The 25,982-nt window shown below is 38.9% G+C and carries 24 protein-coding genes; 12 read left to right on the top strand and 12 right to left on the bottom strand.

Features of this window, described 5'->3' with window-relative positions; genetic code table 11:
* Nucleotides 1-2: 2 nt before the first annotated feature.
* On the bottom strand, nucleotides 3-2,075 hold the full coding sequence (locus tag ABT310_RS06245) for a PorP/SprF family type IX secretion system membrane protein (protein ID WP_375325886.1): 2,073 nt from the start codon (nucleotides 2,073-2,075) through the stop codon (nucleotides 3-5).
* A 6-nt stretch (nucleotides 2,076-2,081) separates the two neighbouring features.
* Complete coding sequence (locus ABT310_RS06250) at nucleotides 2,082-4,340, bottom strand: gliding motility-associated C-terminal domain-containing protein (RefSeq protein ID WP_375325887.1); 2,259 nt, start codon at nucleotides 4,338-4,340, stop codon at nucleotides 2,082-2,084.
* Between the two features lie 265 nt (nucleotides 4,341-4,605).
* Between ABT310_RS06250 and ABT310_RS06255 the strand changes: the two genes are divergently transcribed.
* The 4 genes from ABT310_RS06255 (at nucleotide 4,606) to ABT310_RS06270 (ending at nucleotide 7,500) form a co-directional block, all read left to right on the top strand.
* Complete coding sequence (locus ABT310_RS06255) at nucleotides 4,606-6,291, top strand: glutamine--tRNA ligase/YqeY domain fusion protein (RefSeq protein WP_375325888.1); 1,686 nt, start codon at nucleotides 4,606-4,608, stop codon at nucleotides 6,289-6,291.
* 313 nt (nucleotides 6,292-6,604) lie between these two features.
* Nucleotides 6,605-6,934 (top strand): YtxH domain-containing protein, encoded by a 330-nt coding sequence (locus tag ABT310_RS06260; RefSeq protein WP_375325889.1) that lies wholly within the window; start codon nucleotides 6,605-6,607, stop codon nucleotides 6,932-6,934.
* Between the two features lie 3 nt (nucleotides 6,935-6,937).
* Nucleotides 6,938-7,288, top strand: a complete 351-nt coding sequence (locus tag ABT310_RS06265) for a hypothetical protein (RefSeq protein WP_375325890.1) — start codon at nucleotides 6,938-6,940, stop codon at nucleotides 7,286-7,288.
* On the top strand, nucleotides 7,285-7,500 hold the full coding sequence (locus tag ABT310_RS06270) for a DUF6327 family protein (protein ID WP_375325891.1): 216 nt from the start codon (nucleotides 7,285-7,287) through the stop codon (nucleotides 7,498-7,500). The genes ABT310_RS06265 and ABT310_RS06270 overlap by 4 nt, the downstream gene beginning before the upstream one ends.
* 51 nt (nucleotides 7,501-7,551) lie before the next feature.
* Here ABT310_RS06270 and ABT310_RS06275 read toward each other — a convergent pair whose 3' ends face one another.
* Complete coding sequence (locus ABT310_RS06275; RefSeq protein WP_375325892.1) at nucleotides 7,552-8,481, bottom strand: SPFH domain-containing protein; 930 nt, start codon at nucleotides 8,479-8,481, stop codon at nucleotides 7,552-7,554.
* Between the two features lie 86 nt (nucleotides 8,482-8,567).
* Nucleotides 8,568-10,070: a glutamate--tRNA ligase gene (gene gltX, locus ABT310_RS06280; RefSeq protein WP_375325893.1), complete on the bottom strand. Its 1,503-nt coding sequence runs from the start codon at nucleotides 10,068-10,070 to the stop codon at nucleotides 8,568-8,570.
* A 162-nt stretch (nucleotides 10,071-10,232) separates the two neighbouring features.
* On the opposite strand from gltX, the gene ABT310_RS06285 reads away from it, so the two are divergent.
* From ABT310_RS06285 to ABT310_RS06305, 5 genes are all read left to right on the top strand, one after another.
* Nucleotides 10,233-13,643, top strand: a complete 3,411-nt coding sequence (locus ABT310_RS06285; protein ID WP_375325894.1) for a hypothetical protein — start codon at nucleotides 10,233-10,235, stop codon at nucleotides 13,641-13,643.
* Nucleotides 13,636-14,055, top strand: coding sequence for an rRNA maturation RNase YbeY (ybeY, locus tag ABT310_RS06290; RefSeq protein ID WP_375325895.1), 420 nt, complete (start codon nucleotides 13,636-13,638; stop codon nucleotides 14,053-14,055). The genes ABT310_RS06285 and ybeY overlap by 8 nt, the downstream gene beginning before the upstream one ends.
* Nucleotides 14,056-14,057: 2 nt before the next feature.
* A complete protein-coding gene (mnmG, locus tag ABT310_RS06295; RefSeq protein WP_375325896.1) occupies nucleotides 14,058-15,926 on the top strand; it encodes a tRNA uridine-5-carboxymethylaminomethyl(34) synthesis enzyme MnmG in 1,869 nt (622 codons plus the stop codon).
* A gap of 104 nt (nucleotides 15,927-16,030) precedes the next feature.
* Nucleotides 16,031-16,858, top strand: coding sequence for a class I SAM-dependent methyltransferase (locus ABT310_RS06300; RefSeq protein WP_375325897.1), 828 nt, complete (start codon nucleotides 16,031-16,033; stop codon nucleotides 16,856-16,858).
* A 241-nt stretch (nucleotides 16,859-17,099) separates the two neighbouring features.
* Entirely contained in the window at nucleotides 17,100-17,606 is a 507-nt protein-coding gene (locus ABT310_RS06305) for an OmpH family outer membrane protein (protein ID WP_375325898.1), read from the top strand.
* A 51-nt stretch (nucleotides 17,607-17,657) separates the two neighbouring features.
* Here ABT310_RS06305 and ABT310_RS06310 read toward each other — a convergent pair whose 3' ends face one another.
* The 7 genes from ABT310_RS06310 to ABT310_RS06340 are packed head-to-tail and all read right to left on the bottom strand — an operon-like array spanning nucleotide 17,658 to nucleotide 21,543.
* Nucleotides 17,658-18,107 carry a hypothetical protein gene (locus ABT310_RS06310; protein WP_375325899.1) on the bottom strand — a complete coding sequence of 150 codons (450 nt, stop codon included), beginning with the start codon at nucleotides 18,105-18,107 and terminating at the stop codon, nucleotides 17,658-17,660.
* A gap of 53 nt (nucleotides 18,108-18,160) precedes the next feature.
* Nucleotides 18,161-18,727, bottom strand: a complete 567-nt coding sequence (locus ABT310_RS06315) for a Crp/Fnr family transcriptional regulator (RefSeq protein ID WP_375325900.1) — start codon at nucleotides 18,725-18,727, stop codon at nucleotides 18,161-18,163.
* A 12-nt stretch (nucleotides 18,728-18,739) separates the two neighbouring features.
* The gene (locus ABT310_RS06320) at nucleotides 18,740-19,315 is read right to left on the bottom strand and encodes a hypothetical protein (RefSeq protein WP_375325901.1); all 576 of its coding nucleotides are present in this window, start codon (nucleotides 19,313-19,315) and stop codon (nucleotides 18,740-18,742) included.
* A 12-nt stretch (nucleotides 19,316-19,327) separates the two neighbouring features.
* Nucleotides 19,328-19,513, bottom strand: a complete 186-nt coding sequence (locus ABT310_RS06325) for a hypothetical protein (RefSeq protein WP_375325902.1) — start codon at nucleotides 19,511-19,513, stop codon at nucleotides 19,328-19,330.
* A 2-nt stretch (nucleotides 19,514-19,515) separates the two neighbouring features.
* Nucleotides 19,516-19,971: a hypothetical protein gene (locus ABT310_RS06330; protein WP_375325903.1), complete on the bottom strand. Its 456-nt coding sequence runs from the start codon at nucleotides 19,969-19,971 to the stop codon at nucleotides 19,516-19,518.
* A gap of 11 nt (nucleotides 19,972-19,982) precedes the next feature.
* Nucleotides 19,983-20,378 (bottom strand): DoxX family protein, encoded by a 396-nt coding sequence (locus ABT310_RS06335; protein WP_375326154.1) that lies wholly within the window; start codon nucleotides 20,376-20,378, stop codon nucleotides 19,983-19,985.
* A gap of 13 nt (nucleotides 20,379-20,391) precedes the next feature.
* The gene (locus tag ABT310_RS06340) at nucleotides 20,392-21,543 is read right to left on the bottom strand and encodes an ATP-binding protein (RefSeq protein ID WP_375325904.1); all 1,152 of its coding nucleotides are present in this window, start codon (nucleotides 21,541-21,543) and stop codon (nucleotides 20,392-20,394) included.
* A 132-nt stretch (nucleotides 21,544-21,675) separates the two neighbouring features.
* Here ABT310_RS06340 and ABT310_RS06345 point away from each other — a divergent pair, with 132 nt between their 5' ends.
* The 3 genes from ABT310_RS06345 (at nucleotide 21,676) to ABT310_RS06355 (ending at nucleotide 25,610) form a co-directional block, all read left to right on the top strand.
* Entirely contained in the window at nucleotides 21,676-22,866 is a 1,191-nt protein-coding gene (locus tag ABT310_RS06345) for a phosphoglycerate kinase (protein ID WP_375325905.1), read from the top strand.
* A gap of 116 nt (nucleotides 22,867-22,982) precedes the next feature.
* A complete protein-coding gene (locus ABT310_RS06350) occupies nucleotides 22,983-24,584 on the top strand; it encodes a LysM peptidoglycan-binding domain-containing protein (protein WP_375325906.1) in 1,602 nt (533 codons plus the stop codon).
* A 12-nt stretch (nucleotides 24,585-24,596) separates the two neighbouring features.
* On the top strand, nucleotides 24,597-25,610 hold the full coding sequence (locus ABT310_RS06355; RefSeq protein ID WP_375325907.1) for a DUF4837 family protein: 1,014 nt from the start codon (nucleotides 24,597-24,599) through the stop codon (nucleotides 25,608-25,610).
* 74 nt (nucleotides 25,611-25,684) lie between these two features.
* Here ABT310_RS06355 and ABT310_RS06360 read toward each other — a convergent pair whose 3' ends face one another.
* A complete protein-coding gene (locus ABT310_RS06360; RefSeq protein ID WP_375325908.1) occupies nucleotides 25,685-25,855 on the bottom strand; it encodes a DUF6747 family protein in 171 nt (56 codons plus the stop codon).
* Nucleotides 25,856-25,982: the final 127 nt, after the last annotated feature.

Raw genomic sequence — 25,982 nt, forward strand, 5'->3', positions numbered from 1 at the left:
GGTTAGCTGTTGGTGTTAGGTTTAACTCGCATGATCCACATTTCGTCGTCATACGAGGCATTTAGTTTCGTGTAATAAGAGGTTAGGGCATTGTTCCAGGTTTCATGTTTTTTCAAATACACATACCTGTTTTTATCTTGAGGGCTAACAAAATAGCTAGCGTTTAATCCTTTAGAATTGAGTTCTTTAACAAAGTTTCTAGCGCTGGTTGAATTGTCGAATACACTGGCAATTATGTAGTATCCTTCGGCCAGACCATCTCCAGATTGGGTTCTGATCACAACATGATTGTTGTTGCCGCCCAAACGGTTTCCTGCAACATTTTTGGTGAGCACATTGCTATTGTACTTGCTGTTAGTTGTTGTTGTAGGGTTATATCCTGCAATTGGAGAACTGTTTCCATTGACATTCATAACCCAAGCATCACCTTGATATTTGCCATCCATTTTAGTATGGTAGGCTTCAAGTGCCTCTTGTTTATTGTTGAAATCGGCCAAATACACATAGTTTAGACCGTTTTTAGGGTTTGTGAAGTAATCGGCATCGATACCTTGTGCTCTTAGCTTTTCAACAAACGCCTCTACATTGTCTGGGTTTTTGAAAACATTGGCAATTAAGTAGTGTCCACTTTCTACATTGGGAACTGCATGAGGTTTAAAGCGAACTTTGTTGCTTTTCGGCGCCTTGTAGGTTACGTCTCTTTTAACGGGTGTTGTATTGGTGCTGGCAAGCGCTTTGTCTTTATTGCTCTCGTTGATTTTTATGACCTTTTTGGTGGCTGTTGTGTTGGACAATCCGTGGTTGGCCAATGGTTGTTTTCTTTCAGCAACCAAATCAGCGCTATCTGCGTTGGCGAAATAGAGTTGCTTGGCTTTTTCTTCCAAAGCAGGGTTTTCTCCACTGGTTTCACGTTTTACCATTTTCATTACAGTCTCAAAACGTCTCTCCAGGTCTTCTCTTCTATTGGTTTCAATAGAATCTTGACGCATTAAGAGCTCATCCAAAATGGCATCGTTTTCAGCCAATTTGTCTTTTAATTGAGCAATTTCAAGGTCTTTGTCGGTAATGTTCAGACTGTCTTGAGGAACTTCTTCTTCGTTGTACACCAAGTCCTCGTTCTCTTTTTCGAGCATTACACGATCCTCGGTAAGGTTTGGCGTAAAGGAGTAGGCTAAGGAGATTTCGTGGGTAACCCCAAAATTGTCAAACTCAGTGGTCAGTCCTTTTTCCACCGTATATCCCAAAGAAATATTTTTGGTAAGATTGAAACCTAAACCTGCGGAAGCACCATAATAATCGTCATAACCTGCTTGAAGCCAACCTAATTTTGGAAGGTCAAGGATAAGGTTACCGCCCAAAACCAGATTGTCTTCCCCTATTCTTTTCACTCTCGCAAGCGGCATTAAGCGAGCTTGCTCAAAGATGCCTACACCATTTTCAAACTGATGGGTATATTGTAAATGACCCGAATAGGTTTTTTCAGTAATATCAGTAACGGATTCGCTTGTTTTTAGGTTGTAATCGAATAAATTTTCAGCATAACCACCAATATCAAAATTCCCAAAGGAAAAGTTGAAACCCGGTTGGAAGCTCACCAAAGAGCTGCTTTCCAAAGTATTAAGGTAAGGGTCCACCTCAACAGAGTTTACCCTGTCTTGGTTAAAGGCACTTTGATAATAACTTACGTTGGCACCAAAAGTAAATGTGCTGTTTTCGCTCAACCTTACTCCATATGCGTAGTTGGCATGTACACCAAAGTTGTTGAACAGCCCTTCTCTATTCGTAAATAAACTAACACCAACACCACTTCTATCACTAACCCTACCGCTATAACTCAAGAAATACACCTGGTTGTTGTCATCAAAAGATACTGACTGGTTTCTATGAAACAAATTGATGTATGACTTATCTTCCCTAACGGTTGAAAATGTTGGGTTCAACAGGAATCTATTGAACTTCAACAAGTTTTGGGAAGGGATGTTATAAGCCACAAAGGGCTCTTCCTCCTGTCCTCTCATTCCAGAGAAGGCAAGTAGCAAGATGGTTAGTAGTAAAAGAGGTTTCTTAGTTTGCATCGCTGTTTATTTGATAACCGTAATGGTACCTTGTTTAAGGCTTCTACCACCCCTAGTGATCTTGTAATAGAAAATCATGCTTTGTTTATTAAAAGCTGTGGTGGATTGAGGCCAATTGTTTTCATAACCTGATTGGCTAAAAATTTGTTCTCCTTTGTCATTAAAAATGGTCACGAGAACATTAGGGTCTCTGGAATAGGTGTTTGGCAATACCCATAAATCGTTAATACCGTCGCCATTTGCAGTAATAACATTGGGTATGGCAAACATATCCCTGTAGGTTACAGTGATTATCTTGCTAATGGTACACGTACCAAAGCTTGCAATCAACAAATACTCTCCCTCTTCTTGGAAGTCGTATGCGTTAGAATTAGAGATAAGGTTGTTGCCAGCATCGTACCACTCATAAGAATCGGCACCACTGGCGGTTAAGGTTTGGGTTTCTCCTTCAACAAGGATGATATTTTCTGAGTTATCCAAGACTAATAGAGAATCGTCAAAGGCTTGGATGGTGATTTCGTTAGACACTAGCGGACATTCGTTGGTGTCAATAACCAATTGATATACACCTGGTTCACCAACGGTTAAAGAAGGTGAAGTGATAGTAAGTGCAACACCGTCTTTTTTCCAGCTGAAAGATTCGTTGGTAAGGTCTTTTGCTGTGTTCAATACAATGGCATCTCCCCCATCACAATAAACAGTTCCGTTGGATGAAATGGTCAAAGTTTCGCTAGAAGCAAGTTTGATTTGTAGATTGTTCGAGACAGTACTAAATGAATCAATAGTACCTTTTAAAATATATCCTCCATTTTCTTCTTGACCGGAAACGGTAATGGTTTTAGATGTTTCTCCCGCTAAAGGAGCGCCATTATATTCCCATTGATAAGCAAAAGAAGCTTGTAGTTCTGAGGTTACATCTGTTTTGGAACCATTGCTTCCGACCGCGTTGATGATGGCCAGACTTAAAGTCGCATCTGTATTTTCACACGTAGCGTAGGAACCAATAATTTCAATAACAAATTCAAAAGATTGTGGAGCAACAACCGTTGTGGTCTCAGAGCTTTTCGGTGCAGCAGCACAAGCCCCACCATTATCGGTTACTTCCACATAATACTCACCTATACTGTTGATAACCAAGGAACTGCTTGTTGCATCTACGATTGCGCTTCCGTTTTTGTACCATTGATAGGCAGGTGTGTTTGCTGTTGTTGTTACAGATAATGTTTTGGTCTGTGAAGGCAACAACACAATATTTTCTTCATTGTTGAGGGCTACGTCAAAAGAACCGGGACTTGAAACAGTAACAGGCTCAGATAATTCTTTACATACACTGGCTCCATCTACTTCAACAGCATAAGAACCTTCAAAACCGGTAATGCCGGCATTGATGGTATAAGTGCTTGCGTCAACTGTGGGCCCGCTTACAACTTCACCATCTTTGTACCAAGTATAAGTAAGTCCAAGACCAGAAATACTAGCTTCAAGTTGGTGGGTTTCACCAGAACAAATTTCAATATTGGAATCCCCATTAATAACTAATCCTGAGGCAGTTCCTGTACTAATTTCAATGGTGTTGGATAATGTGTTGGCCGAACCGGAGCAATCCCCATAATCTAATTCTACATAATACATGCCGGGTTCAGAAACTGTGATGCTTTCTGTTTTTTCGGCCAATAACGTACCACTGCGGTACCAGTTGTAGATGTATGTATCGGAATTTGGGATGTTATGAGGCTTTAGTGTGACTGAACCACCACCACATAATTGAATCAAACCACCAGAAGGAATGCTTCCACTTCCATTTTCACTGATCAACAAAGGAAAATTATAATCAATAAAGTACATGGAAAATGGCTCTGAAGCTGGACTTGTTTTGGCCGGAGAGGTACTTCTAACTCTAAATTTGAAGTTTTCTCCACGGGTATCGGTGGGCAAAGCGAACTCAAATTCGAAATCGAAAGTTCCGTTTTTGTCACTTACACGAGCCAATTCTGTTGGAGAAGCAAAGTATCCGTTGGCATCTGAAAGTTCTAGAATGAATTCATTATCGGAAGCCACCATGGGTGGATCCCATCTAAAATTCACAAAGTATTCGTTAAAACTGCTGGAAGCACAAGCCGCGGTCCATGCAGAGTTACCTGCAAGGTTGGGGTTGTCTGCGGGAACAGGTTGATAGAGCACCTGTGCCTGAGCGCTAAAAGTACCAACAAGCACAAAGGCAATGGCCAGTACCAGAATGCTATATGTTGAACAAAGTTTTTTCATCACAGTTAGTTTTTAAGAGGTTAAGGGCCAAATAGCCCTGTTAGTTTTGTGCCCCTTAATTGTAATCAGTTCATTGAGACGTCGTTGGACGCCCCGTATTCATATAGTATTCAATAACAAATATGTCTTTATTTTAGGCCAAGGGAAAGATATTGTTGTAGCCTAACCCAAAAGTGTTGTGAAATGCATTAGTTTGTATACGCGATATTTCGAAAAGTAGCTAGGAACGCGGTATTTTAGTACATTTGCGCATCAAAATTTAGGTATGTCGGAAGAAGTTAAATCGTTGAATTTTATAGAACACATTATTGAGGAGGACCTTTCCAAAGGGTATAAAAAAGACCAGCTTAGGTTTCGTTTTCCTCCAGAACCAAATGGGTATTTGCACATTGGGCATGCGAGTTCTATTTGCTTGAATTTTGGTTTGGGATTGCGCTATAACGCACCCGTTAACCTAAGGTTCGATGACACCAATCCTGCGAAAGAAGAAAAAGAATATGTAGATGCCATTAAACGTGATGTTGAGTGGCTTGGTTTTCAATGGGATACGGAGTGTTATGCGTCCGACTACTTTCAACAGCTTTACGATTGGGCGGTACAATTGATCAAGGATGGGAAGGCCTATGTTGATAGTCAAACTTCCGAACAAATAGCCTCCCAAAAGGGGACTCCAACGGAACCTGGAACAGAAAGCCCATATAGAAATCGTTCTGTGGAAGAAAATATGGCTCTTTTCGAGGGGATGAAGAATGGGTATTTTAAAGAGGGAGAACACGTTCTTCGGGCTAAGATCAACATGGCATCTTCCAATATGTTGATGCGCGACCCTGTGATGTACCGAATTTTGCATAAAGCACACCACAGAACAAATACCGATTGGTGTATTTATCCAATGTACGACTGGACCCACGGTGAAAGTGATTATATCGAACAAGTATCACACTCCTTGTGTACACTGGAGTTTTTACCACACCGTGAGTTGTACGACTGGTTTTTGGACCAATTGGTATCTAAAGATAAATTACGACCAAAACAACGGGAATTTGCCCGTAGAAACTTAAGTCATACCGTAGTAAGTAAGCGAAAATTGCTTCAATTGGTTGAGAACAAAGTAGTTTCTGGTTGGGACGATCCACGAATGCCTACCATTTCGGGATTAAGAAGAAGAGGGTATACTCCAGAATCCATCAGAAATTTTGCGGATACCATAGGTATTGCCAAGCGTGAAAATGTAGTTGATGTTTCTTTGTTGGAATTTCATGTTAGGGAGCATTTAAACAAAATAGCACCAAGGGTTATGGCCGTGCTTAACCCTTTAAAAGTGGTGATTACCAATTATGAAGAAGGTAAAGAAGAGTGGTTGGATGCGGAGAATAACCCAGAAGATGAAACCGCTGGAAACCGAAAAGTGCCTTTTTCCAAAGAAATATATATTGAACAGGAGGACTTTAGAGAAGAGGCCAATCGTAAATTCTTTAGATTGAAATTAGGGGGTGAGGTACGTTTAAAGAATGGGTACATCATTAAAGCAGAGAGCTGTAGCAAGGACGAAGAAGGTAATATAATTGAGGTGCAATGTACGTATGATCCTAAAAGCAAAAGTGGTTCTGGAACTGAGGAAAGTTTGCGTAAAGTAAAAGGTACATTGCACTGGGTTTCAATTCCGCATGCCATTACAGCAGAAGTTCGACTTTACGACCGTCTTTTTTCGGATGCCACACCTGATGGCCATAAAGAAAATGATTTTATGGATTTTGTAAACCCAGATTCGTTGGAAAAGGTAACAGGCTATTTAGAACCAAGTTTACAAGAAGCAAAAGTTGGAGAAGGATTCCAATTTCAACGTTTGGGATATTTTAATGTAGATAAGGAATCAACCGAGACAAATTTGGTTTTTAACCGAACCGTTACTTTGCGGGATACTTGGGCAAAATTAGAGCAAAAAAGCTAGTATAGTTTTTTCTTATATTTTACGAAACGCAGCATTAATTTAACTTATAAAAAAGCGCTCTCTGGGGCGCTTTTTCAGTGATCATCTTTTTTGAGCAAGGTGATTGTGCCAGTTGTGGATTAAAATGCCAGTAAAAGCCTTTATTCTTAATTTTTAGTGAAAGTTTAGCTTCAGCGTTAAGGTTTACACCATATGAATCAAATCAAAGAATCAGCTGTGAGTAATTTCGTAATGGATTGATGGAACGGATACTTTTTGTCGGATTGAATGCTCCATCAATTTTAACTGAAGTCTAATTTAAAAACTAAACATTATGTCAAATAACACAGGAAACGTTTTAACCGCATTATTAACCGGAGCAATTGTTGGAGCAGGAGTTGGAATTCTTTATGCACCGGACAAAGGAAATAAAACTAGAAAGAAAATTAAGAAATCCGCAATCAAAGCTAAAGACGATATTGCTAAAACCATTACCAATGCCAAGGATGAGTTTCACCAGACGGCCGAAGCGAAAAAAATTGAATTTGAAGCAAAACTTGAAGATACCTTATCGGATATGAGCTATAAGGCCGACGATATTATTGTGGCTCTTGAAAAGAAGTTGGAAGATCTTCGAGAAAAAAATGCCCAATTACAAAAATAGAATATGGCATTCGAAGATATTAAAGAACAAATTTCAGAGGCCGAAGAAAGCGGGAAATCCTATGTAAAGAACAGTTTGGATTTTTACAGACTACAAAGCTTTAGGTCTATGATGAAGGGTATTACCGTAGCTGCCAAAGTATTTTTGGTGGGGAGTATGGTGGTATTATCCTTGTTGTTTATCTCTTTTGCATCAGCCTATTGGTTAGGGGAACTAACAGGGAATACGGCCACCGGTTTTTTAATTGTTGGTGGTTTTTATGCCTTGCTCGGATATGTTCTCTATGTGATGCGGAAACGGATAGAATCTCCATTATTAAAAAAGTTCTCTAAATTTTATTTCGAAGAATTATGAACCACAAACAATATACCTCCTTTGATGAAATTGATAGGGACCTAAAAGTTTTGAAGCTGGAAAGGCAGATTGATGAAGAGAAGATAAAGCTGGCCATTCAAAACATAAAAAAGGAATTGTATCCAGTAAATGTTTTGGGTGGATTGGCACCGCTCATACAAAAAATTGCAATCTCTTTGGTTGCCAAGAAGTTGATCAAAAAATTTAATTGACCGCGAAACAGTTTATTAAAAAGGGCCCTGATTTCAGGGCCCTTTCTTTTATTAGTCTTCTTTTTTCTTGTTCTGCTGTTGCTTCATGGCCTCGCCGATTTGGTTACTGGCCGTAAACGAAGCGACCATATTGTTCAGCATATCACTTCCCGCTTGTGGTGAATTTGGCAGCAATATTAAATTGGTATTGGTTTCTTCACCAATGGCCTGGAGTGTATCATAGTGCTGGGTAACCACAATCAACGCTGATGCTTCTTGGGAATTGATGCCGACCTTGTTCAATACTTCCACCGATTCTTCCAAACCACGCGCAATTTCTCTTCGTTGGTCAGCAATACCTTGGCCTTGAAGTCTTTTGCTTTCAGCTTCAGCCTTTGCTTTTTCAACGATAAGGATACGCTGGGCATCACCTTCAAACTGTGCTGCGATTTTTTCACGTTCCGAAGCGTTGATTCTGTTCATGGCTGCTTTCACCTGGGCATCGGGATCAATATCGGTTACCAAGGTTTTTATGATATCGAAACCGTAATCCAACATGGCGTCTTGTAGCTCTGCTTTTACTGCTATTGCAATATCATCTTTCTTCACAAAAACGTCGTCCAGCTTCATTTTTGGAACTTCGGCACGGACCACATCAAAAACGTAGGAGGTAATTTGGTCATGTGGGTACTCCAGCTTATAAAAAGCATCATATACTTTTTCTTTAATAACCACATATTGGACGGAAACCTTCAATTTTACAAATACATCATCCAGTGTTTTGGTTTCCACAATGACATCCAACTGTTGAATTTTTAAGCTCAAACGGCCAGCAATCCGATCTACAATCGGAATCTTCATTTGAAGGCCAGAGTTACGGATGCTGTGAAAACGACCAAAACGTTCTACCGCCACAGCAGTTTGCTGTTTAACAATAAAAAAGAACTTGAATAGAATTACAAGCGCTAAAAATAGAATTGGTATTAAGAAATAGTTGCCCATAGTGTTTAGAATTTATGTTAGAAATGGAAATTACGAAACTCTTGCACACTATAAGTCGCCATTCGTCAATTTATGTTACACATCCATCAATTGGCTAGGGCAGTAATGGCGGTTTTGATACGCAGAATGCTTTCCGATTTACCAATCAATTCTAAAATGTCGAACAAATGCGGCCCCTTCATGTCCCCGACAATCACCAAACGAAGTGGCGGCATTACTTTTCCAAAGGACAAATCTTTTTCAGAAATCCAATCTTTTACAACAGCCTCAATATTTGCCGAAGTATAGTCCGAAACACCTTCGAGGACTGTTGCTAATTCAGCCATGATTTCGGGCGTATCTTGTTTCCATTGTTTTTTGGCCGCTTTCTCGTTGTAAGCGGTAGGAGATTCAAAAAAGTAGCTGCCCAATTCCCAAAACTCAGACACAAAACTTGCACGTTCTTTGATTAAAGAAACCACGGTCTCAACAAAGGAAATATCTGCGGTAACGCTTCTTTCTTTTAGGTTGTCAGCAAAGATTTCGGCTAGTTCTTTATTGGTTTTCTTTTGTAACCACTGCTGATTATACCAATTGTTTTTTTCTGGATCAAATCGTGCTCCGGACTTGTTCACACGCTCTAAACTAAAGGATTCAACTAATTCTTCCAAAGTAAAAATCTCTTGTTCTGTTCCTGGGTTCCACCCTAAAAGTGCCAAAAAGTTTACTACGGATTCGGGAAAAAACCCTGATTCTTTATAACCAACTGAAGTATTCCACGATAACGGAAAAACGGGGAATCCACCTTTTTCCCCATCACGTTTGCTCAATTTTCCTTTTCCAACAGGTTTCATGATCAATGGCAAATGGGCAAATTGGGGAGCCTTCCAACCAAAAGCATCGTAAAGTAATTGATGTAAGGCCAAAGACGGCAACCATTCTTCACCACGAATCACATGTGTGATTTCCATTAAATGATCATCAACAATATTGGCCAAGTGATAGGTGGGCATACCATCACTTTTAAACAACACTTTATCATCCAAAATGTTGGTGTCTATTTTAATTTCTCCTCGGATAATATCTTGCAAGACCAAAGTTTCATCTTGTGGAGATTTAAAACGAATCACATAATCTTCTCCAGCATCCAGTTTTTGTTGCACTTCATCAGGGGAAAGGGAAAGGGAATTAGCCAACTTTAATCTATTGTGCCAATTGTAAATAAAAGTTTTGCCTTTGGCTTCATGATCTTTTCTATGATGGTCTAATGTTTCTGGAGTATCAAAAGCGTAGTAGGCTTTACCTGAATTGATCAGTTGTAGCGCATATTCTTTGTAGAGATGCTTACGTTCACTTTGACGGTAGGGTCCAAATGTATTTTCCTTTCCGGGTCCTTCATCAAAAGGAATTCCGCACCAATTCAACGACTCGATAATGTATTCCTCTGCACCTTCCACATACCTATTTTGGTCCGTATCTTCAATACGGAGTATAAAATCACCGTTGTTTTTCTTGGCAAACAAGTAATTAAACAAGGCAGTTCTTAAGCCTCCAATGTGTAAAGGACCGGTTGGACTTGGTGCGAAACGCACTCTAATTTTATCGCTCATTATCTTTTTATTTCGGCACAAAGATACATTGCTGTTACCTATTAATAAAGTTGTTTTATAGAGACTAAGGAGTAGCTTTTAATTCTCATTTTCAAGGTTTAACAAATTATTTTCTGTTGAATTACTTAGGATCGGGTATTTTGGTGGTACTAATTGTACATTTTGGACCAATATCAGAACATAGTAAACAAGTTAGAACACTTCATTAAAAAGTTCTATACCAAGCAATTGATAAAGGGAATTTTGCTTTTTCTATCGTTTGGGTTGTTGTTTTGGTTGTTTGTTTTATTAATAGAGTACAATCTTTGGCTCAATAGTAGCTGGCGATTGGTCTTGTTTGTTCTGTTTGTTCTTGTAGAGGGCTATCTTTTATATCGTTGGATACTAGTGCCCCTATTTTATTTATTTAAAATTAAAAGTGGAATAGGGCATAGAGAGGCTTCTAGGTTAATTGGAATACACTTTAACGAGGTGGATGATAAGCTGCTGAATCTTTTAGAACTTTCTGAAAGTATCGAAAAATCAGATTTGTTATTGGCAAGTATTGAACAGCGAGCCGCCGAACTAAGCCCAGTTCCTTTTATAAATGCAGTTAATTTTAAGGAGAGCTATAAGTATGCAAAATATATAGTGTTACCAATATTGATTCTTGGGTTCATTTGGATTACGGGGGATATTATTTCCTTTTTCAATTCTCACCAGCGTGTGGTCCACTATAATTTGGCCTATGAAAAGCCGGCCCCGTTTACTTTTTTGGTTTTGAATGAGAGTTTAGAAGTTTTGGATGATAAGCCATTAACTATAGAAGTTGCCATTGAAGGAGAAATGAGGCCAGAAAGTGTTACCATAAATTTTGATGGAAATGAAGTGGTGATGTATAAACAGGGTAGCAGGTTTACTTACACCTTAGAAGCTCCGGTTAGTGAACAATCATTTTATTTGGAGGCCAATGGATGGACATCACGAAGCTATGAAATTAAAAGCTACAGTACTCCCGGTCTGAGCAATTTTGAAATGCGATTAAGTTACCCCTCGTATTTGAAAAGAACAGATGAAATAGTTACGGGTACGGGAAATACCACAGTTCCGGAAGGAACAAAAATCACGTGGTACCTAGAAAGCGTTAATACTGATAGTATAGATTTTATTACTTCTGATTCTACATATGCAATGGAAGAAAGTAGAGGGAACTTTACTTCTTTTCATCGCGTTTTTAACGATCTTGAGTATACCCTTTCAACTTCAAATGAGAACGTAAAGGATTACGAACAGTTACGTTATTTAATCAGTGTTGTTAAGGATGAAAAGGCAAAAGTCAAGGTGAATCAAACTTTAGACTCACTAAATCCAAATCAATCTTATTATGATGGACAGGCGGCTGATGACTATGGTATTAGTGAAATACGTTTAGTTTGCGTGGATCCTGGTAATAGGGAAGGGGAACAAAAATTGGTTTTGGAACAACCTGAAAAGAATGTTTATCAGTTTTATTATACGTTTCCTTCTGGTTTGGTAGTTGAACAAGGTAAAAAGTATGAATTATACTTTGAAGTAGTTGATAATGACGGTGTTAGAGGTGGTAAAGTTACTAAAAGCCAAACATTTAGTACAGTTTTTTATTCTGATGACGAACTCTTGAAGCAACGATTACAAGAGAGATCAAATAGTTTGTCAAAGGCTAGTTCTTCATTGGAAAAGTCTAAAACTCAAATTGATGAATTGGAGCGTTTAAGAAATGTATTAAAGGAAGAAATTAACTTGGACTTTGATAATCGAAATACGTTAAAGAACCTTATTCAAAAACAAAGTCAGCAGGAGGAGTTTATGCAGAAGTTCACAAAGGAAATGACGGATGGCCTCAAAAAGGATGAATCTTCCGAGATGAACAAAATGCTTCAGGAGCGGTTAAAGCGTCAAGAAATGGAGGCACGAAAGAATGAAGAATTATTGAAACAATTGGATTCCATAGCTGATAAAATCAATAAGGAAGAACTTCAAAAACGTTTAGAGGAATTAGGGAAGAATCAAAGCAAGAATACACGGAGCCTAGAACAAATTTTGGAGCTAACCAAAAAGTATTATGTTACCGAGAAGCTATCCCAATTGGTGAAGGAATTAGAAAAGCTCGCCAAAAGGCAAGAGGTTTTATCTGAATTAAAATTAGGGGATGATTTTAGTAATAAGGAACAAGAAAAATTAAATTCAGAATTTAAGGAGTTGGAGGATGAAATGAATCAGCTTCAGAAGGACAATTTGGATTTAAAGAAGCCTATTCTGCTACAAATTGACAAGAAAAAAGTGGATGGTATTAAGCAAGATCAACAAGACGCTTTAGAGGAAATAAACAAACACAAAGGTGCTGAAGAATCTTCACAACAAGAAGAGAGGCAGAAGACACAAAACAATGCTTCAAAAAAGCAAAAGTCTGCTGCTCAGAAAATGAAGGAAATGGCGGAAGCCATGAGCCAAAGTGGAATGAGCGGAGAAGAATCTGATGCAGAAGATGCTGAAATGCTAAGGCAAATATTAGATAATTTAGTTCGGTTTTCCTTTAAACAAGAAGATTTGTTTGATAAACTTCAAACGGCGGATGTAGATATATCTCAGTTTTCAACAACGGTGAAAGAGCAACAAAACTTAAAAAGGTTATTCGAACATGTGGATGACAGCTTGTTTGCACTTTCTTTACGACGTGCTGAATTGTCTGAATTCGTAAACGAACAGATTACGGAGGTTTATTACAACATTGATAAATCTTTAGAAAGCATATCAGAGAATCAAATTTATCAAAGCGCAGCGTACCAACAATACGTAATTAATGCCACTAATGCTTTAGCCGATTTCTTAGCTAACGTTTTGGATAATATGCAGGAGAACATGGGGAGTGGTCAAAATAGCGGTAGCGGCCAAAATTTTCAATTACCGGATATTATTCAGGGACAGCACAGCATTCAGAACAAAATGAATGGTCAAGGTCAAGGTTCAGACGGGAAACCTTCGGATGTAAATGGGGATCAAAATGGACAAGAAGGACAGCAAGGAAAGACGGGTAAAAATGGTTCTGATCAGGAGGGTAGCGGTAATGAAATGGAAGGACAGAAGGGAGGACAAAACGGGTATGGAAACACTAATGGACAAGGAACGGGTGCTACAGAGATGAACTTAAATGAGATCTATGAAATTTATAAGGAGCAGCAGTTTTTAAGACAACAATTGGAAAAGCAATTGGAGGATATGATCAATCAATCCGACAAAGAACTTGCTAAAAAATTACTTCTACAAATGGAAAATTTTGAAGAAGATTTATTGGAAAACGGTATCACAAATCGGTCTGTTAGTAAGGTCAATAATATCCAACATCAATTAATGAAACTGGAAAACGCCAGTATGGAACAGGGTGAAAAAAAGGAACGTGAAAGCGAATCGAACACGAATAGATTTACGAACCCGATAACGACTAAACCTGAATTACTTAAAGAATACCAAAATGACATAGAGATATTAAATAGACAAGCTTTACCTTTGCGGCGCAATTTTGAAAAGAAGGTAAAAGTGTATTTCAATAATGATTGAGTTTCATTTTAAATCTGATGTGGTTTTACAGGGCCTATCCAATTATTCCGATTGGATAAATAGGATTTTAGAAAGTGAATCGCACACATTGGGTCAAATTGACTATGTGCTTTGCACTGATGATTATCTTATTGAGCTCAATGTTGAGTATCTTAATCATGATACCTTAACTGATATTATCACTTTTGATTATACAGATGGGAATGTTGTTTCAGGTGATATTTTTATTTCTACCGAAAGGGTTAAGGAGAATGCAAGTGATTTTCATGTAGATTGGGAAAATGAGCTTTTAAGAGTGATGGCTCATGGTATTCTTCATCTTGTCGGTTATAGCGACAAAACTATTGAAGAAAAGAAGTTGATGCGGAAAAAGGAAGATGAAAAAATTAAAATGTTCCACGTGGAACCATAGGTATGTTTGAAAAGGAATATGATGTTATTGTAGTAGGGGGCGGGCATGCTGGAGCTGAAGCAACAGCTGCTGCAGCCAACATGGGCTCAAGCACTTTGTTGGTCACCATGAACCTTCAAACAATAGGACAAATGTCCTGTAACCCCGCTATGGGAGGAATAGCAAAGGGCCAAATTGTTCGTGAGATAGACGCGCTTGGTGGTTATAGTGGAATTATTACTGACAAGTCCGCAATTCAGTTTAAAATGTTGAACAAATCAAAGGGTCCTGCCATGTGGAGCCCTCGAGCGCAGAATGACCGTATGCGGTTTGCCGAGGAGTGGCGAATGGCTTTGGAGAACACTACCAATGCCGATTTCTATCAGGAAATGGTTTCTGGATTGTTAGTGAAGAATGGAAAGGTTGTAGGGGTTAAAACAAGTCTTGGAATCGAAATTCGAGCTAAAGCAGTCGTGTTAACTAATGGAACGTTTTTGAACGGATTAATACATATAGGAGATAAGCAATTTGGTGGAGGTAGGGCAGGTGAAAAAGCCGCCACAGGAATTACAGAGCAGTTGGTTGAAATTGGTTTTGAGAGTGGAAGAATGAAGACAGGAACACCACCCCGGGTGGATGGTCGTTCTTTGGATTATTCTAAAATGGTTCCTCAACCAGGCGATGAGAACCCAGAGAAATTTTCTTACTTACCTACACCGATATTAAAAACTCAGAGAGATTGTCATATGACGAGAACCAGTCAATTGGTTCATGATTTGTTGCGCGAAGGTTTTGATCGATCTCCCATGTTTAATGGCAGAATAAAAAGTATTGGCCCTAGATATTGTCCTTCGATTGAAGACAAAATCAATCGGTTTGCAGATAAAGATTCGCACCAAATATTTGTGGAACCCGAGGGGTGGAATACTGTAGAGGTTTATGTGAATGGATTCTCAACCTCTTTGCCGGAGGATGTCCAATATAAAGCTTTAAAGTCTGTAGCAGGGTTTGAAAAAGTGAAGTTTTTTAGACCTGGTTATGCCATCGAATACGATTACTTTCCGCCAACGCAATTAAAGCACACCCTAGAAACAAAATTGATTGACAACCTATACTTTGCAGGTCAGATTAATGGCACCACAGGGTATGAAGAAGCTGCTTCTCAAGGTTTGATGGCCGGCATTAATGCACATTTAAAAATCAATGGAAAGGAGCCCTTTGTGCTAAAAAGAGACGAGGCTTATATAGGGGTTTTAATAGACGATTTGATTACGAAAGGAACGGAGGAGCCATATCGAATGTTTACCTCACGAGCTGAATATCGAACTTTATTGAGACAAGATAATGCTGATTTAAGGCTTACCCCAAAGGGATATGAGATTGGTTTGGCTAAAAAGGAGCGTCTCAAAAGAATGGAGGAGAAGCAACAAAAATCCGATGATTTTGTGTCCTTTTTTAGAAAAACTAGTTTTAAGCCAGAAGAGGTAAACCCTATTTTAGAATCTTTGGATTCATCTTTGGTGAATCAATCGGATAAGTTGTTCAAGGTTTTTTCTAGGCCAAAATTAACTATGGACCATATGCTTCAATTGGATGAAGTTTCTAGTTATGTGAGTGACCATAATCTGGATTCTGAAGTTCTGGAGCAAACAGAAATCCAAGTAAAATATTCGGGTTATATTGAAAAGGAAAAAACCAATGCCGACAAATTGCTACGACTTGAAAATATTCGAATACCAGATAATTTTGATTATTCAAAATTAAAATCTCTTTCCTTTGAGGCTAGAGAAAAACTAAAATCCATACAGCCGGTAACCATATCTCAAGCATCTCGAATCAGCGGGGTGTCTCCAGCAGATATTAGTGTATTATTGGTTTATTTGGGCAGATAAATTGTTGTTCCACGTGGAACAAGTCTGTAAATCAAATCCATTTTCAAGATAATTTTGGGATATATTCGAGCCTCATTTTTCCATAATCTACTGTAACAAACTGAATGAAGGAATATTTACAAACAAAAGATTTTTCCGTATCAGGGGAGTCGTTTTTACTTTTATATGATAAAGATTTAGATATGTTGGTGACAAGTCCTCAACCAAAAAATCTATCTGCCTATTATGAAAGTGAGGATTATATTTCTCATACCGATGCTTCCGGATCACTAACCGATAAATTGTATCAATGGGTTAAAAGAATAAACCTAAACGGTAAATGGAATTTGATTCAACGTTTTGATAATGGCTCAAGAACTCTTTTGGATATAGGAGCAGGCACAGGAGATTTTTTGGTTCAAGGGAAAAATTTGGGTTTTAAAGTCCATGGAGTGGAACCTAATGAGCGTGCCAAGAATTTGTCTAAAGAAAAGGGAATTCAACTTCACGCAAAAATAGAAGAGCTGGAAAATCGAAAATTTCAAACTATTACCCTTTGGCATGTTTTAGAACACCTTCCTGATTTAGATAAACAAATAGAAGATATTGTCTCGTTGTTGGAAAAAGACGGAACTTTAATTGTAGCGGTTCCCAATTTTAAATCTTATGACGCTAAACATTACAAATCTTTTTGGGCGGCGTATGATGTGCCAAGGCACCTTTGGCATTTTTCAAAAGTTTCTATTCAAAAGCTTTTTGAGCAACACCAAATGAAAGTCATAAAAACCAAGCCCATGATTTTTGACGCATTTTATGTTTCTATGCTTTCCGAAAAATATAGAGGTAGTCGTGTTTATTTGATCAAGGCATTTCTGGTTGGACTTTGGTCAAATGTTAAAGCTTTGTTCTCAAAAGAACATTCTTCTTTAATTTATGTGTTAAAGCACCAGTAATAAGTATTTTTAGCCCCTCTGTCGGATTTTATTGAACAATGACAGCCCTAACCATCCAAAAAGAAGAAAACGCCTAGAAACAGTCTTTTTTAGTCTTAATCAGAATAGTTTAAAACAATAGAAAAGGCCAACAACAATAGATAAATATTATATCTCTGATTGGTTTGTTTTCAGTCCTAAAAACTTAATAGTGGTCATTTCAAAAGCTTTTCTATTTTTGCCCATCTTTAAATCATATAAAATGAAGAAATTAATCGTATTTGCCATTGCCTTGACTGCTTTGGCATGTCAACAGAATAAAATTGGCTATGTAGATAGCATTAAGCTATTGGATGAATATCAAGAGAAAGCAGATATGGAGGCCAAGTACAAAGTGAAGGCTGATGCTATGTCCAAAAAAAGAGACAGTATTTCTCAATCTTTTCAAATGGAACTTCAGGCTTTCCAAGCAAAAGCGGAAAAGATGTCCCAGCAAAGTGCACAAGAAGAGTATGGACAACTTCAACAGCGTGGGCAGTTCATTGGCCAGCAATTGCAGCAAGAAGAGCAGCAGTTGCAGCAAACTAGCCAAGCGCAAATGGATACCTTGGTAAAAAAGGTGAAAAAAGAAATTCAAGACTATGGAAAGGCTAATGGCTACACTTACATATTAGGTGGTGGTGATGGCGGTGCAGTGCTGTATGGTGATGATGCTCAAGACCTTACGGACGTTATCCTTAAAATCTTGAACGAAAAATACGAGAACTAATCTTGTAAATTGCAAAGCATAACATGACCCACTCAATTTGAGTGGGTTTTTTTATCGGTTTGTTGAAAGGTATACCCAGACCATAAAAAACAATTGTAAAGGTACCCTAAACCAAAGATAGTTCGTTCGAGGCCCGTCCAAGGAGCCTGTTTGATAATTAACCTGATGCAAAGCAGCATTAATATTTGCAGGTAAAATCAAAATGAAAAAAGCAATTAACAACCAGCCCGTCTGCTTTTGATATTGTGGAAATAGTAAGGCAGTTCCAAAAACAATTTCCATTATTCCTGTTATGAAAACGATCTCCTTTTTAAACGGGATAAGTGTTGGAACCATGGCTTGCATACCATCCATAAAGGCAAAATGTCCAATTGCGGTGAATGTTAACATACAAAGCATTGCTAACCTACCTGCCAATGAATAATTCATTTTCTTACCAAGGATTTTTAAAATCAATAAAGTGATTGTAAAGGTCCCCGCAAGTACAATTAGAGGTTTCATTGTTTTTTAGACCAAAAGTCTAACAATTGTAGACTGAATACAATGAACCCAGGTTAAGAAATTCGTTTCCGTATTCGACTCAAAGCTTGAGGTGTTACGCCAATGTATGACGCAATATATTTCAAAGGAATTTCCCGAATCAATTCAGGTCGTTCTTTGAATAGTTGAAGATATCGTTGTTCAGCACTGTCTCTTAAAAGCGCTATTTCTCTTTTTGATTTTTTTAAAAATAGCTCCTCACCGGCCTTTCTTCCTATCAGATTTCCTATTGAAGTTTTTTCATAAATATCCTGCAAATCTTCATGATCCAATTGCCATAAAACACTTTCAGAGATTGTTTCGACAACATAATCTGATGCCGTCTGGGTTAGAAAAGAATCGTAGGCACTTACGAAGGAACCTTTAAAGACAAAACCAAAAGTAATATCTCCATCTTCTTTAGGAATATAAAGTCGAACAATACCTTTTTCGACAAATGAAAGGTGGTTTTCAATGTCCCCTAAATCGAGAAGTTTACTTTTTTTCGGAAATACAGATCGACTCAATTTTGAAGAAAAAATCGCCCAATCCGAAGGTGAAATTCCAAACTCTTTTTCAAAATAGCGTCTAATTTCTTCCAAAGTAATCCAATGTTAGTTTTTTGATTTTCTAAAAGAGAAGAACAATAAAAAGCTAAAGCCTAATTCAATCAGCGAACCGCATAATGCAGAAACACCCGAGGAGCCTTTTAAAAAGAACAAACCAAAGGCGGTTAATCCCAAAATACCTCCCAAAATCCAATACCCTTTATAACCGTATATTGTACTAAAAGTTAAATACCTGCCACCAATAATGAGTAGCATGCCCTGAAAGAACCATGCTGGGTTTTGTAACGATAAAAGTAATGCCAACGGAATACACATCAACATAAAAACAGTGCCCTCCATAATCAATTTCCCCATTGGATTTTGTTTGGAATGTTTTGCGGAAACACCCATCATTTTGGTTAATAGTAAGCCTAGAAGATGAATGAACATACCGCCAAAAAATAAAGACCAAACTGCGGTTTGAGGAGAAACTAAATGTGCCACAATTGCCGCGGTCAACCAAACCAAGCTTGAGGCCAACACGCCAAAAGCCCCGTTGGCATAGCCTACACGTAATTCGGATTGTGCAACTTTTATGGAGTCGGATGAAGTTGGGATTGACTCTTGATTGTTTTTACTCATTATAAAGCTGCATTATGGCTTTTCTTTTGCCTTGCTTTTGTTTTCTCGAAGCACTAAAATCATGGCCAATATCAAAAGTAAATTGGAAATGATACTTAAAATTGAGCTGGTTCCACTCATAAATTCTATGATGTTGAAAACCAGTAAAACCAAACTAAAAATTATTAGAATGTAAGGGCCTGTTTTTTTAATGAACATAGTTACATTTTTAATTCTATATCGAGCTGTCTACCTTCTTCTTTTGCTTTATTGTCCATTTTTGCGCCCATGCCCAAGCCTACAGACATGCCAATGGGCAAACCTATACCCAAATAGGCCATGTTGCCCAAACTCAAGCCCAAGGCAGTACCAATGGGAATTCCGAATACCGTCATACCCAAAACAAACCAAGTTTTTCTATAGTAATTAATGGGGACAATCTTAAGTTTTTGGGCCAATAAGCCAACAATTTTTGATTGTACTTTTCGGATTCCAGTTCTTAAGGTTTTATCCGAACCTGTTATTGAATTTAGGTAATTGATCTCTTTGTTAATGGATAGCACAATTTCTTCAGGAAGCTTTTTCTTTTTGATTTCTATGGTCAACAGTTCAAATTGATCGTAGAGCACTTTTGTTTTCGGGGTAAGATCTGTTCTTTCTAAGGGTTCAAGAATCATAGTCGGTAAATTTATTGCATCAAATACACCAAAAATGCCGCAGGTATTAAATACACCACAATCGTCCGGGCACCTTCATAGTCTTTAGCGATACGCTGACCTAACAAAAGCATCAATAAAGTTGCAGAAGACAGCACGGCTCCATAAAATCCGATAGCACTTTCACCATCAATGAAAAATTGGATGATACCAACAGCACTCAACATACCGGAAAGCATTTCCATAATCAAAATAACACCCAGAAGTAGTGGCACCGAACCCTTAAAAATAGATTCTGAAAAATGTCCTGTTAGCCAGCCCAGATTACCTTTCCAGTCTAGAATCTTATCGATGCCGCTCTGTAAAAAGGTGATGGTCAAAAAAATAAGCAATAAAATCTCAGTAGCGTGAGCCAAAATAATATCCATGAGAAAATTATGGTTAAGCAGCTTTTGCATGCAAAAGCCTGGTTAGTTTAATGGATAAATCGGTAAAAATGAGTTTGGAGTTGCCGTTACGTTCCACGTGAAAAATGGCTTTTTCCAACTCATTAACAATGTCCAAAATATTGTTTTCGTGCACAAAAGGTGCAAACTTGTTCAAATCAAACCCCTCAATATGGATTTTGGTGTACACAAGTTCTTCCGCCCTATAATTCAAAAGCAAAGCCTGTCGCATCATGGTCAGGCAATAGTTTAGAAATTTCTTCTGTACTTCGCGTCCTGTTTTGGCAACCTCTTCGCTCCATAAAATCAATTCTTGAATCGCCCCTTTGTTTCCTTTCGCCTTAAAGGCACTTCGCACCCATTGCACAAACCACCGTTCAAAAACCAAATCCTCAGAATCTTTGTTCAAAAGATCCAAAGCCTTGTTGAAGTTTCCATTGGCCTCCAAAGCAATGGTTTGGGATTCTGTCGGATTGGCTCCTCGTTTCAAAAGCTCATCGGAAATCACCTGTTCTGCCAAAGGAGGAAAGTTCAAGATTTGGCATCGAGACCTAATGGTATTGATGATCTGTTCTTCCTCTTCTGCCAATAAAAGCAAAATAGTTTTTGCTGGAGGCTCTTCGATGAGCTTTAAAAGCTTATTGGCTGCGGAAAGATTCATTTTTTCCGCCATCCACACAATCAAGATTTTAAAACCACCTTCATAGGATTTTAAGGAAAGCTTTTTCACCATATCCTGTGCTTCGTCAACCCCAATTTGACCTTGCTTTTTCTCAATGCCGACAAAGCGATACCAATCGAACAAATTGCCATAAGGCTGTTCGTTTACAAACTGCCTCCATTCTTGCAGGTAATGGTCGCTTACCGCATGGGTTTTTACCTTATCCGAATTGGAAACGGGAAAAGCAAAATGAAGGTCGGGATGGGTGAGAGAAGCACATTTCGAATTACAAACCGTATTGTCGCCCTCATTTTCACCTCCCGAATTACCACAGAGCAAATATTGGGCGTAGGCTATGGCCATGGGGAGTACCCCCGAGCCTTCTGGGCCGACAAAAAGTTGGGCATGGGCCACACGACCCGTATCGGCGGTGGTCACCAAATGGTTTTTAATATGCTCGAGTCCTAAAACGTTTTTGAAAAGCATATTTCAAAGATACATTTTTTAGGTTCGTACGCTTTGTGAAGTTTTTTGTTGGAAGTTTAAAAATAGAAAGGTTTCAACCCAATGAAAAAGAAGGAAATCTTTACTTTTGGAAATCTATAAAGACCACACTACATGAAGACGATAGACGATTTTAATTTCGAAGGAAAAAAAGCATTGATCCGAGTAGATTTCAACGTTCCCCTGGATGCTGATTTCAACGTAACGGATACCAGTAGGATAGACGCTGCCAAACCAACCATTCTTAAGGTTTTGGAAGATGGAGGTTCCGCTGTTTTAATGAGCCATTTGGGAAGACCAAAAGGTAAGGCGAACCCAGACATGTCATTATCCCACATTTGCGAAACGGTTTCAGAGATCATTGGGGTGCAAATTAAATTTGCTGAAAATTGTGTGGGTACTGCTGCCGACGAGGCTGTTGCCAACTTACAAGATGGGGAAGTACTGCTGTTGGAAAACCTTCGTTTTCATGCTGAAGAAGAGGCTGGTGACGAAAGTTTTGCCGAAGCCTTGTCTAAACATGGCGACATTTATGTAAATGATGCTTTTGGGACAGCACACCGTGCACATGCTTCAACCACCATTGTTGCCAAATTCTTCCCAGATAATAAATGCTTCGGTTATTTGTTGGCCAAAGAAATCAAGGCCATCGACAAGGTAATGCAAACAGGAGAAAAACCAGTAACCGCAATTTTAGGCGGGGCAAAGGTTTCTTCAAAAATCACCATCATCGAAAATATTTTGGACAAGGTCGACAATTTGATCGTGGGTGGTGGAATGACCTATACTTTCATTAAAGCTCAAGGAGGTAAAGTAGGAGATTCCATTTGCGAAGATGATAAAATGGAACTGGCCCTTGAAATTTTGAAGCAAGCCGAAACCAAAAATGTAAAGGTGTATTTACCTGTGGATGTTTTGGCTGCTGACGATTTTAACAATGCTGCCAACACACAATTTGTTGATGTAGACAAAATCCCAGATGGATGGCAAGGGTTGGATGCAGGTCCAAAAACCTTGGAAATCTTCAAACAGGTGATTTTGGCTTCCAAGACCATTTTGTGGAATGGCCCCGTTGGGGTATTTGAAATGGAAAACTTTGCCAAGGGAACCATCGCGTTAGGAAATTATATTGATGAAGCGACTCAATCGGGTGCGTTTTCACTTGTAGGAGGAGGTGATTCTGTTGCCGCTGTAAAACAATTTGGTTTCGAGAACAAGGTAAGCTACGTGTCTACCGGTGGAGGAGCCATGTTGGAGAGCTTAGAAGGAAAAACCCTTCCTGGCATTGCTGCAATATTGGACTAACTACCACGTTATGAGTTATTGGGGGAGACCTTGATGCAAGTTGTTTTGATGTCGAAATTTTATTTTTTCGAAAAAAAACACCATTTTCGTCTGCCCCAAAATCAAATCTTTTGCGAATGAACCCAAAAAATGTAATTGCAGTCTGCACCGCGATACTATCAGCAACCTCTTTTGTTTGTGCTCAACAATCGGATGAGGTGGAAAATATTTCGCAAGATTCCACAACGCAACAAGCGAACAATAAGATATTGGCGAATACCGCCCCAATTAAAATTGACGGGCAGTTGGTTGCGTTGACCAAAACGGAAAGCGGCACTTACCAATTACAGGATTTGGAAGAAGCTCGAAGGTATGACAGTCTATGGCTGCAGGAGCTGTACAATAATGCCGATTTGTTCAGCGATATGTTGCTGGAGATTCAAAATGGGCCCGATCAAGATTCTATTTTTGAGGTTGACCTTCCCACCGACACCCTAAAGGCACGATTGGCTCGAATGGATGAAAAAACGCCATTCAAAGTCACCTATAATGCCTCCTTGGAAAGTGTGATTAAATCTTTTTTGACCAGAAGAAGGGATTTAATGCAACGGATGATGACCGCCAGCCAGTTTTATTTTCCGTTGTTTGAACAAGAATTGGACAACCAAAATATTCCATTGGAGATTAAATATTTGGCCATTGTGGAATCCGCCCTTAACCCTAAGGCGCGTTCCAGGGTTGGCGCAAAAGGTCTTTGGCAGTTTATGTATGCCACTGGTAAAATGTACGGATTGGATGTGAGCAGTTATGTGGATGAACGCCACGACCCTATTATGGCGACCAAAGCTGCAAGTAAATATTTGTCCAAACTGTATGAGATTTTTGGGGATTGGGATTTAGCGTTGGCTGCGTACAATTCAGGGCCGGGTAATGTGAACAAAGCTATCCGAAGATCCGGAGGGTATGAAAACTATTGGAACATTCGTCCATTTCTTCCACGTGAAACAGCGGGATACCTTCCTGCGTTTTTGGCCACGATGTACATTTTTGAATATGCCGAAGAGCATGGACTTCAGTACAAAAAGGCCGAAAGACCTTATTTTGACACCGATACGGTTCATGTAAAAAACCTCATCACTTTTGATCAGATCTCAAAATTGGTCAATATCAGCACGGAGGAACTGGAAATGCTGAACCCTGCCTATAAATTAAATATCATTCCAAAAGTGGAAGGGAAAGATTATGCCCTTCGTTTGCCAACCTCCAAAATAGGCCAGTTCGTTTCCAACGAGGAGGAAATCTATGCCTTCGTTAAAAAGGAACTAGATTCCTTGGAAAAGCCACTTCCAAATATGGTAACGGCCCAAGACCAAATACGATATCGCGTAAAAAGTGGGGATTATTTGGGTAAGATTGCGGAACGCTACGGGGTAGGTGTAAGCCAAATAAAAAGATGGAACGGCATGCGAAGCAATGACCTTCGAGTGGGACAACGGTTGACAATTTTCCCTAGAAAACCCCATGTTGCATCAACCTCAACAAAAAGCAATTCAAAGTCGACTTCCAGCACTGCCAGCACTGGCTCAAAAGTGCATACGGTGCAATCTGGTGATTCCCTTTGGACCATTTCTAAAAAATATCCGGGAGTTTCCATTGAAAATTTACGAGAATGGAACGGTATTAGTGGGAATAACCTAAAACCGGGCACAAAACTTAAATTGTGCGATTGTTCTTCGTAAATTTAACGCAAGATGAAAAAATTAGGAACACTATTATTTGCCATTGTACTATTGGCACTAGGAGCCTGTAATCAATCAGGATCAAAGGAAAAATTTCTGCCGCCCTCAACTGGTGGTATTAACTCGTTGATGGTTGTTATGGATACCGAACTTTGGAAGGGCCCTGTTGGGGATAAAATTCGGGATGAATTTGCCGCACAAATTATTGGATTGCCGCAAATTGAGCCCATTTTTACCATAACCCAGTTGCCTCCAAAAGTTTTTAAAGGAACCACAACCTATTCCCGTTCCATTTTATATGTTGAACAGGACTCTACTTCTTTGGCGCACATTAAGGACGATGCCTATTCGAAACCTCAAAAAGTGGCTGTAGTAACAGGTCCAACCGAAGAAGTGATGATCAACAATTTGGACTCGTTGGCCAAAAGGGCCATCAAAGAATTTAAGTCTGTTGAGATTGCCGAAGCACAACGCAGATTTCAGCGTTCTTTAAGTAAGGATAAAGCCTTGGAGGAAGAATTTGGCATTAGTCTAAATGTTCCTTCACTTTATAAGGTGGGCAAAAGGGAAGATAATTTTATTTGGATGGATATTCAGATACCGAAAGGAACCATGAATATTATTGCATACCAAATGCCGTGGGATTATTTTAAAAGCGATTCCACTTTGGTCGAAGATATTATGCGTATGCGCGATTCCATTGGTCAAAAGTACATTCCTGGACCCGACATGCCGGGAAAAACCACTTACATGATTACGGAAAAGGCATTTTCACCCTATGTTTTCCCTGCGGAAATTGGCGGTAAAAAAGCGGCTGAAGTAAAAGGAGTTTGGGAAATTCATGGTTATCCAATGGCTGGACCATTTTTAACCTATATCATCAATGACAAAGAGAACAACCGTAAATTGGTGTTGGAAGGATTCACTTTTGCGCCATCAACCGAAAAAAGAGATTATATGTTCGAGTTGGAGGCTATCTTAAAAACAGTCTCATTTAGCCCAACGCAAGAACCAGCCTCCGATTAGATGAAGTATGAGGCATGTACAAAATCAAAAAGCCCAGACAACTGTCTGGGCTTTTCTTGTTTTATAAGTTATGTTTAGTCAAAAGCGAAACCTGTGGCAATTCTGTAAATAAAGGCATAAAGCACAATAAAGAACATAATAAAACTAAACCAGGCGAACATCTTGAAATATTTTTCAACGATGAAGTGACCTATGTTTTTAAAAGCATCCAAATAAATTTCCTTAACAAGTAATAGTCTTTTCATAAGTAAGATTTTAAGATTTATAGAGAAGACAAAGTTTTGTTTTTGCCAACGGGAAAGAAAAACAAAAGGATAAAAGGCGTAAAATCAACGTCTAAAATGCTGAGTGAGGCCTTCGAATCCACTAAGG

This window comes from Flagellimonas cixiensis, from assembly GCF_042134615.1.
Taxonomy (GTDB): Bacteria; Bacteroidota; Bacteroidia; order Flavobacteriales; family Flavobacteriaceae; genus Flagellimonas; species Flagellimonas cixiensis.

Excerpts from the sequence above, each read along its gene's own strand:
- ABT310_RS06355 (WP_375325907.1), top strand. The coding sequence starts at position 24,597 with ATGAAAAAATTAGGAACACTATTATTTGCCATTGTACTATTGGCACTA.
- ABT310_RS06270 (WP_375325891.1), top strand. The coding sequence starts at position 7,285 with ATGAACCACAAACAATATACCTCCTTTGATGAAATTGATAGGGACCTA.
- ABT310_RS06350 (WP_375325906.1), top strand. The coding sequence starts at position 22,983 with ATGAACCCAAAAAATGTAATTGCAGTCTGCACCGCGATACTATCAGCA.
- ABT310_RS06245 (WP_375325886.1), bottom strand. The coding sequence starts at position 2,075 with ATGCAAACTAAGAAACCTCTTTTACTACTAACCATCTTGCTACTTGCC.
- ABT310_RS06310 (WP_375325899.1), bottom strand. The coding sequence starts at position 18,107 with ATGAAACCTCTAATTGTACTTGCGGGGACCTTTACAATCACTTTATTG.
- ybeY (WP_375325895.1), top strand. The coding sequence starts at position 13,636 with ATGATTGAGTTTCATTTTAAATCTGATGTGGTTTTACAGGGCCTATCC.
- ABT310_RS06265 (WP_375325890.1), top strand. The coding sequence starts at position 6,938 with ATGGCATTCGAAGATATTAAAGAACAAATTTCAGAGGCCGAAGAAAGC.
- ABT310_RS06320 (WP_375325901.1), bottom strand. The coding sequence starts at position 19,315 with ATGAGTAAAAACAATCAAGAGTCAATCCCAACTTCATCCGACTCCATA.
- ABT310_RS06250 (WP_375325887.1), bottom strand. The coding sequence starts at position 4,340 with ATGAAAAAACTTTGTTCAACATATAGCATTCTGGTACTGGCCATTGCC.
- ABT310_RS06360 (WP_375325908.1), bottom strand. The coding sequence starts at position 25,855 with ATGAAAAGACTATTACTTGTTAAGGAAATTTATTTGGATGCTTTTAAA.
- mnmG (WP_375325896.1), top strand. The coding sequence starts at position 14,058 with ATGTTTGAAAAGGAATATGATGTTATTGTAGTAGGGGGCGGGCATGCT.
- ABT310_RS06330 (WP_375325903.1), bottom strand. The coding sequence starts at position 19,971 with ATGATTCTTGAACCCTTAGAAAGAACAGATCTTACCCCGAAAACAAAA.
- gltX (WP_375325893.1), bottom strand. The coding sequence starts at position 10,070 with ATGAGCGATAAAATTAGAGTGCGTTTCGCACCAAGTCCAACCGGTCCT.
- ABT310_RS06255 (WP_375325888.1), top strand. The coding sequence starts at position 4,606 with ATGTCGGAAGAAGTTAAATCGTTGAATTTTATAGAACACATTATTGAG.
- ABT310_RS06260 (WP_375325889.1), top strand. The coding sequence starts at position 6,605 with ATGTCAAATAACACAGGAAACGTTTTAACCGCATTATTAACCGGAGCA.
- ABT310_RS06335 (WP_375326154.1), bottom strand. The coding sequence starts at position 20,378 with ATGGATATTATTTTGGCTCACGCTACTGAGATTTTATTGCTTATTTTT.
- ABT310_RS06275 (WP_375325892.1), bottom strand. The coding sequence starts at position 8,481 with ATGGGCAACTATTTCTTAATACCAATTCTATTTTTAGCGCTTGTAATT.
- ABT310_RS06300 (WP_375325897.1), top strand. The coding sequence starts at position 16,031 with ATGAAGGAATATTTACAAACAAAAGATTTTTCCGTATCAGGGGAGTCG.
- ABT310_RS06305 (WP_375325898.1), top strand. The coding sequence starts at position 17,100 with ATGAAGAAATTAATCGTATTTGCCATTGCCTTGACTGCTTTGGCATGT.
- ABT310_RS06345 (WP_375325905.1), top strand. The coding sequence starts at position 21,676 with ATGAAGACGATAGACGATTTTAATTTCGAAGGAAAAAAAGCATTGATC.
- ABT310_RS06325 (WP_375325902.1), bottom strand. The coding sequence starts at position 19,513 with ATGTTCATTAAAAAAACAGGCCCTTACATTCTAATAATTTTTAGTTTG.
- ABT310_RS06340 (WP_375325904.1), bottom strand. The coding sequence starts at position 21,543 with ATGCTTTTCAAAAACGTTTTAGGACTCGAGCATATTAAAAACCATTTG.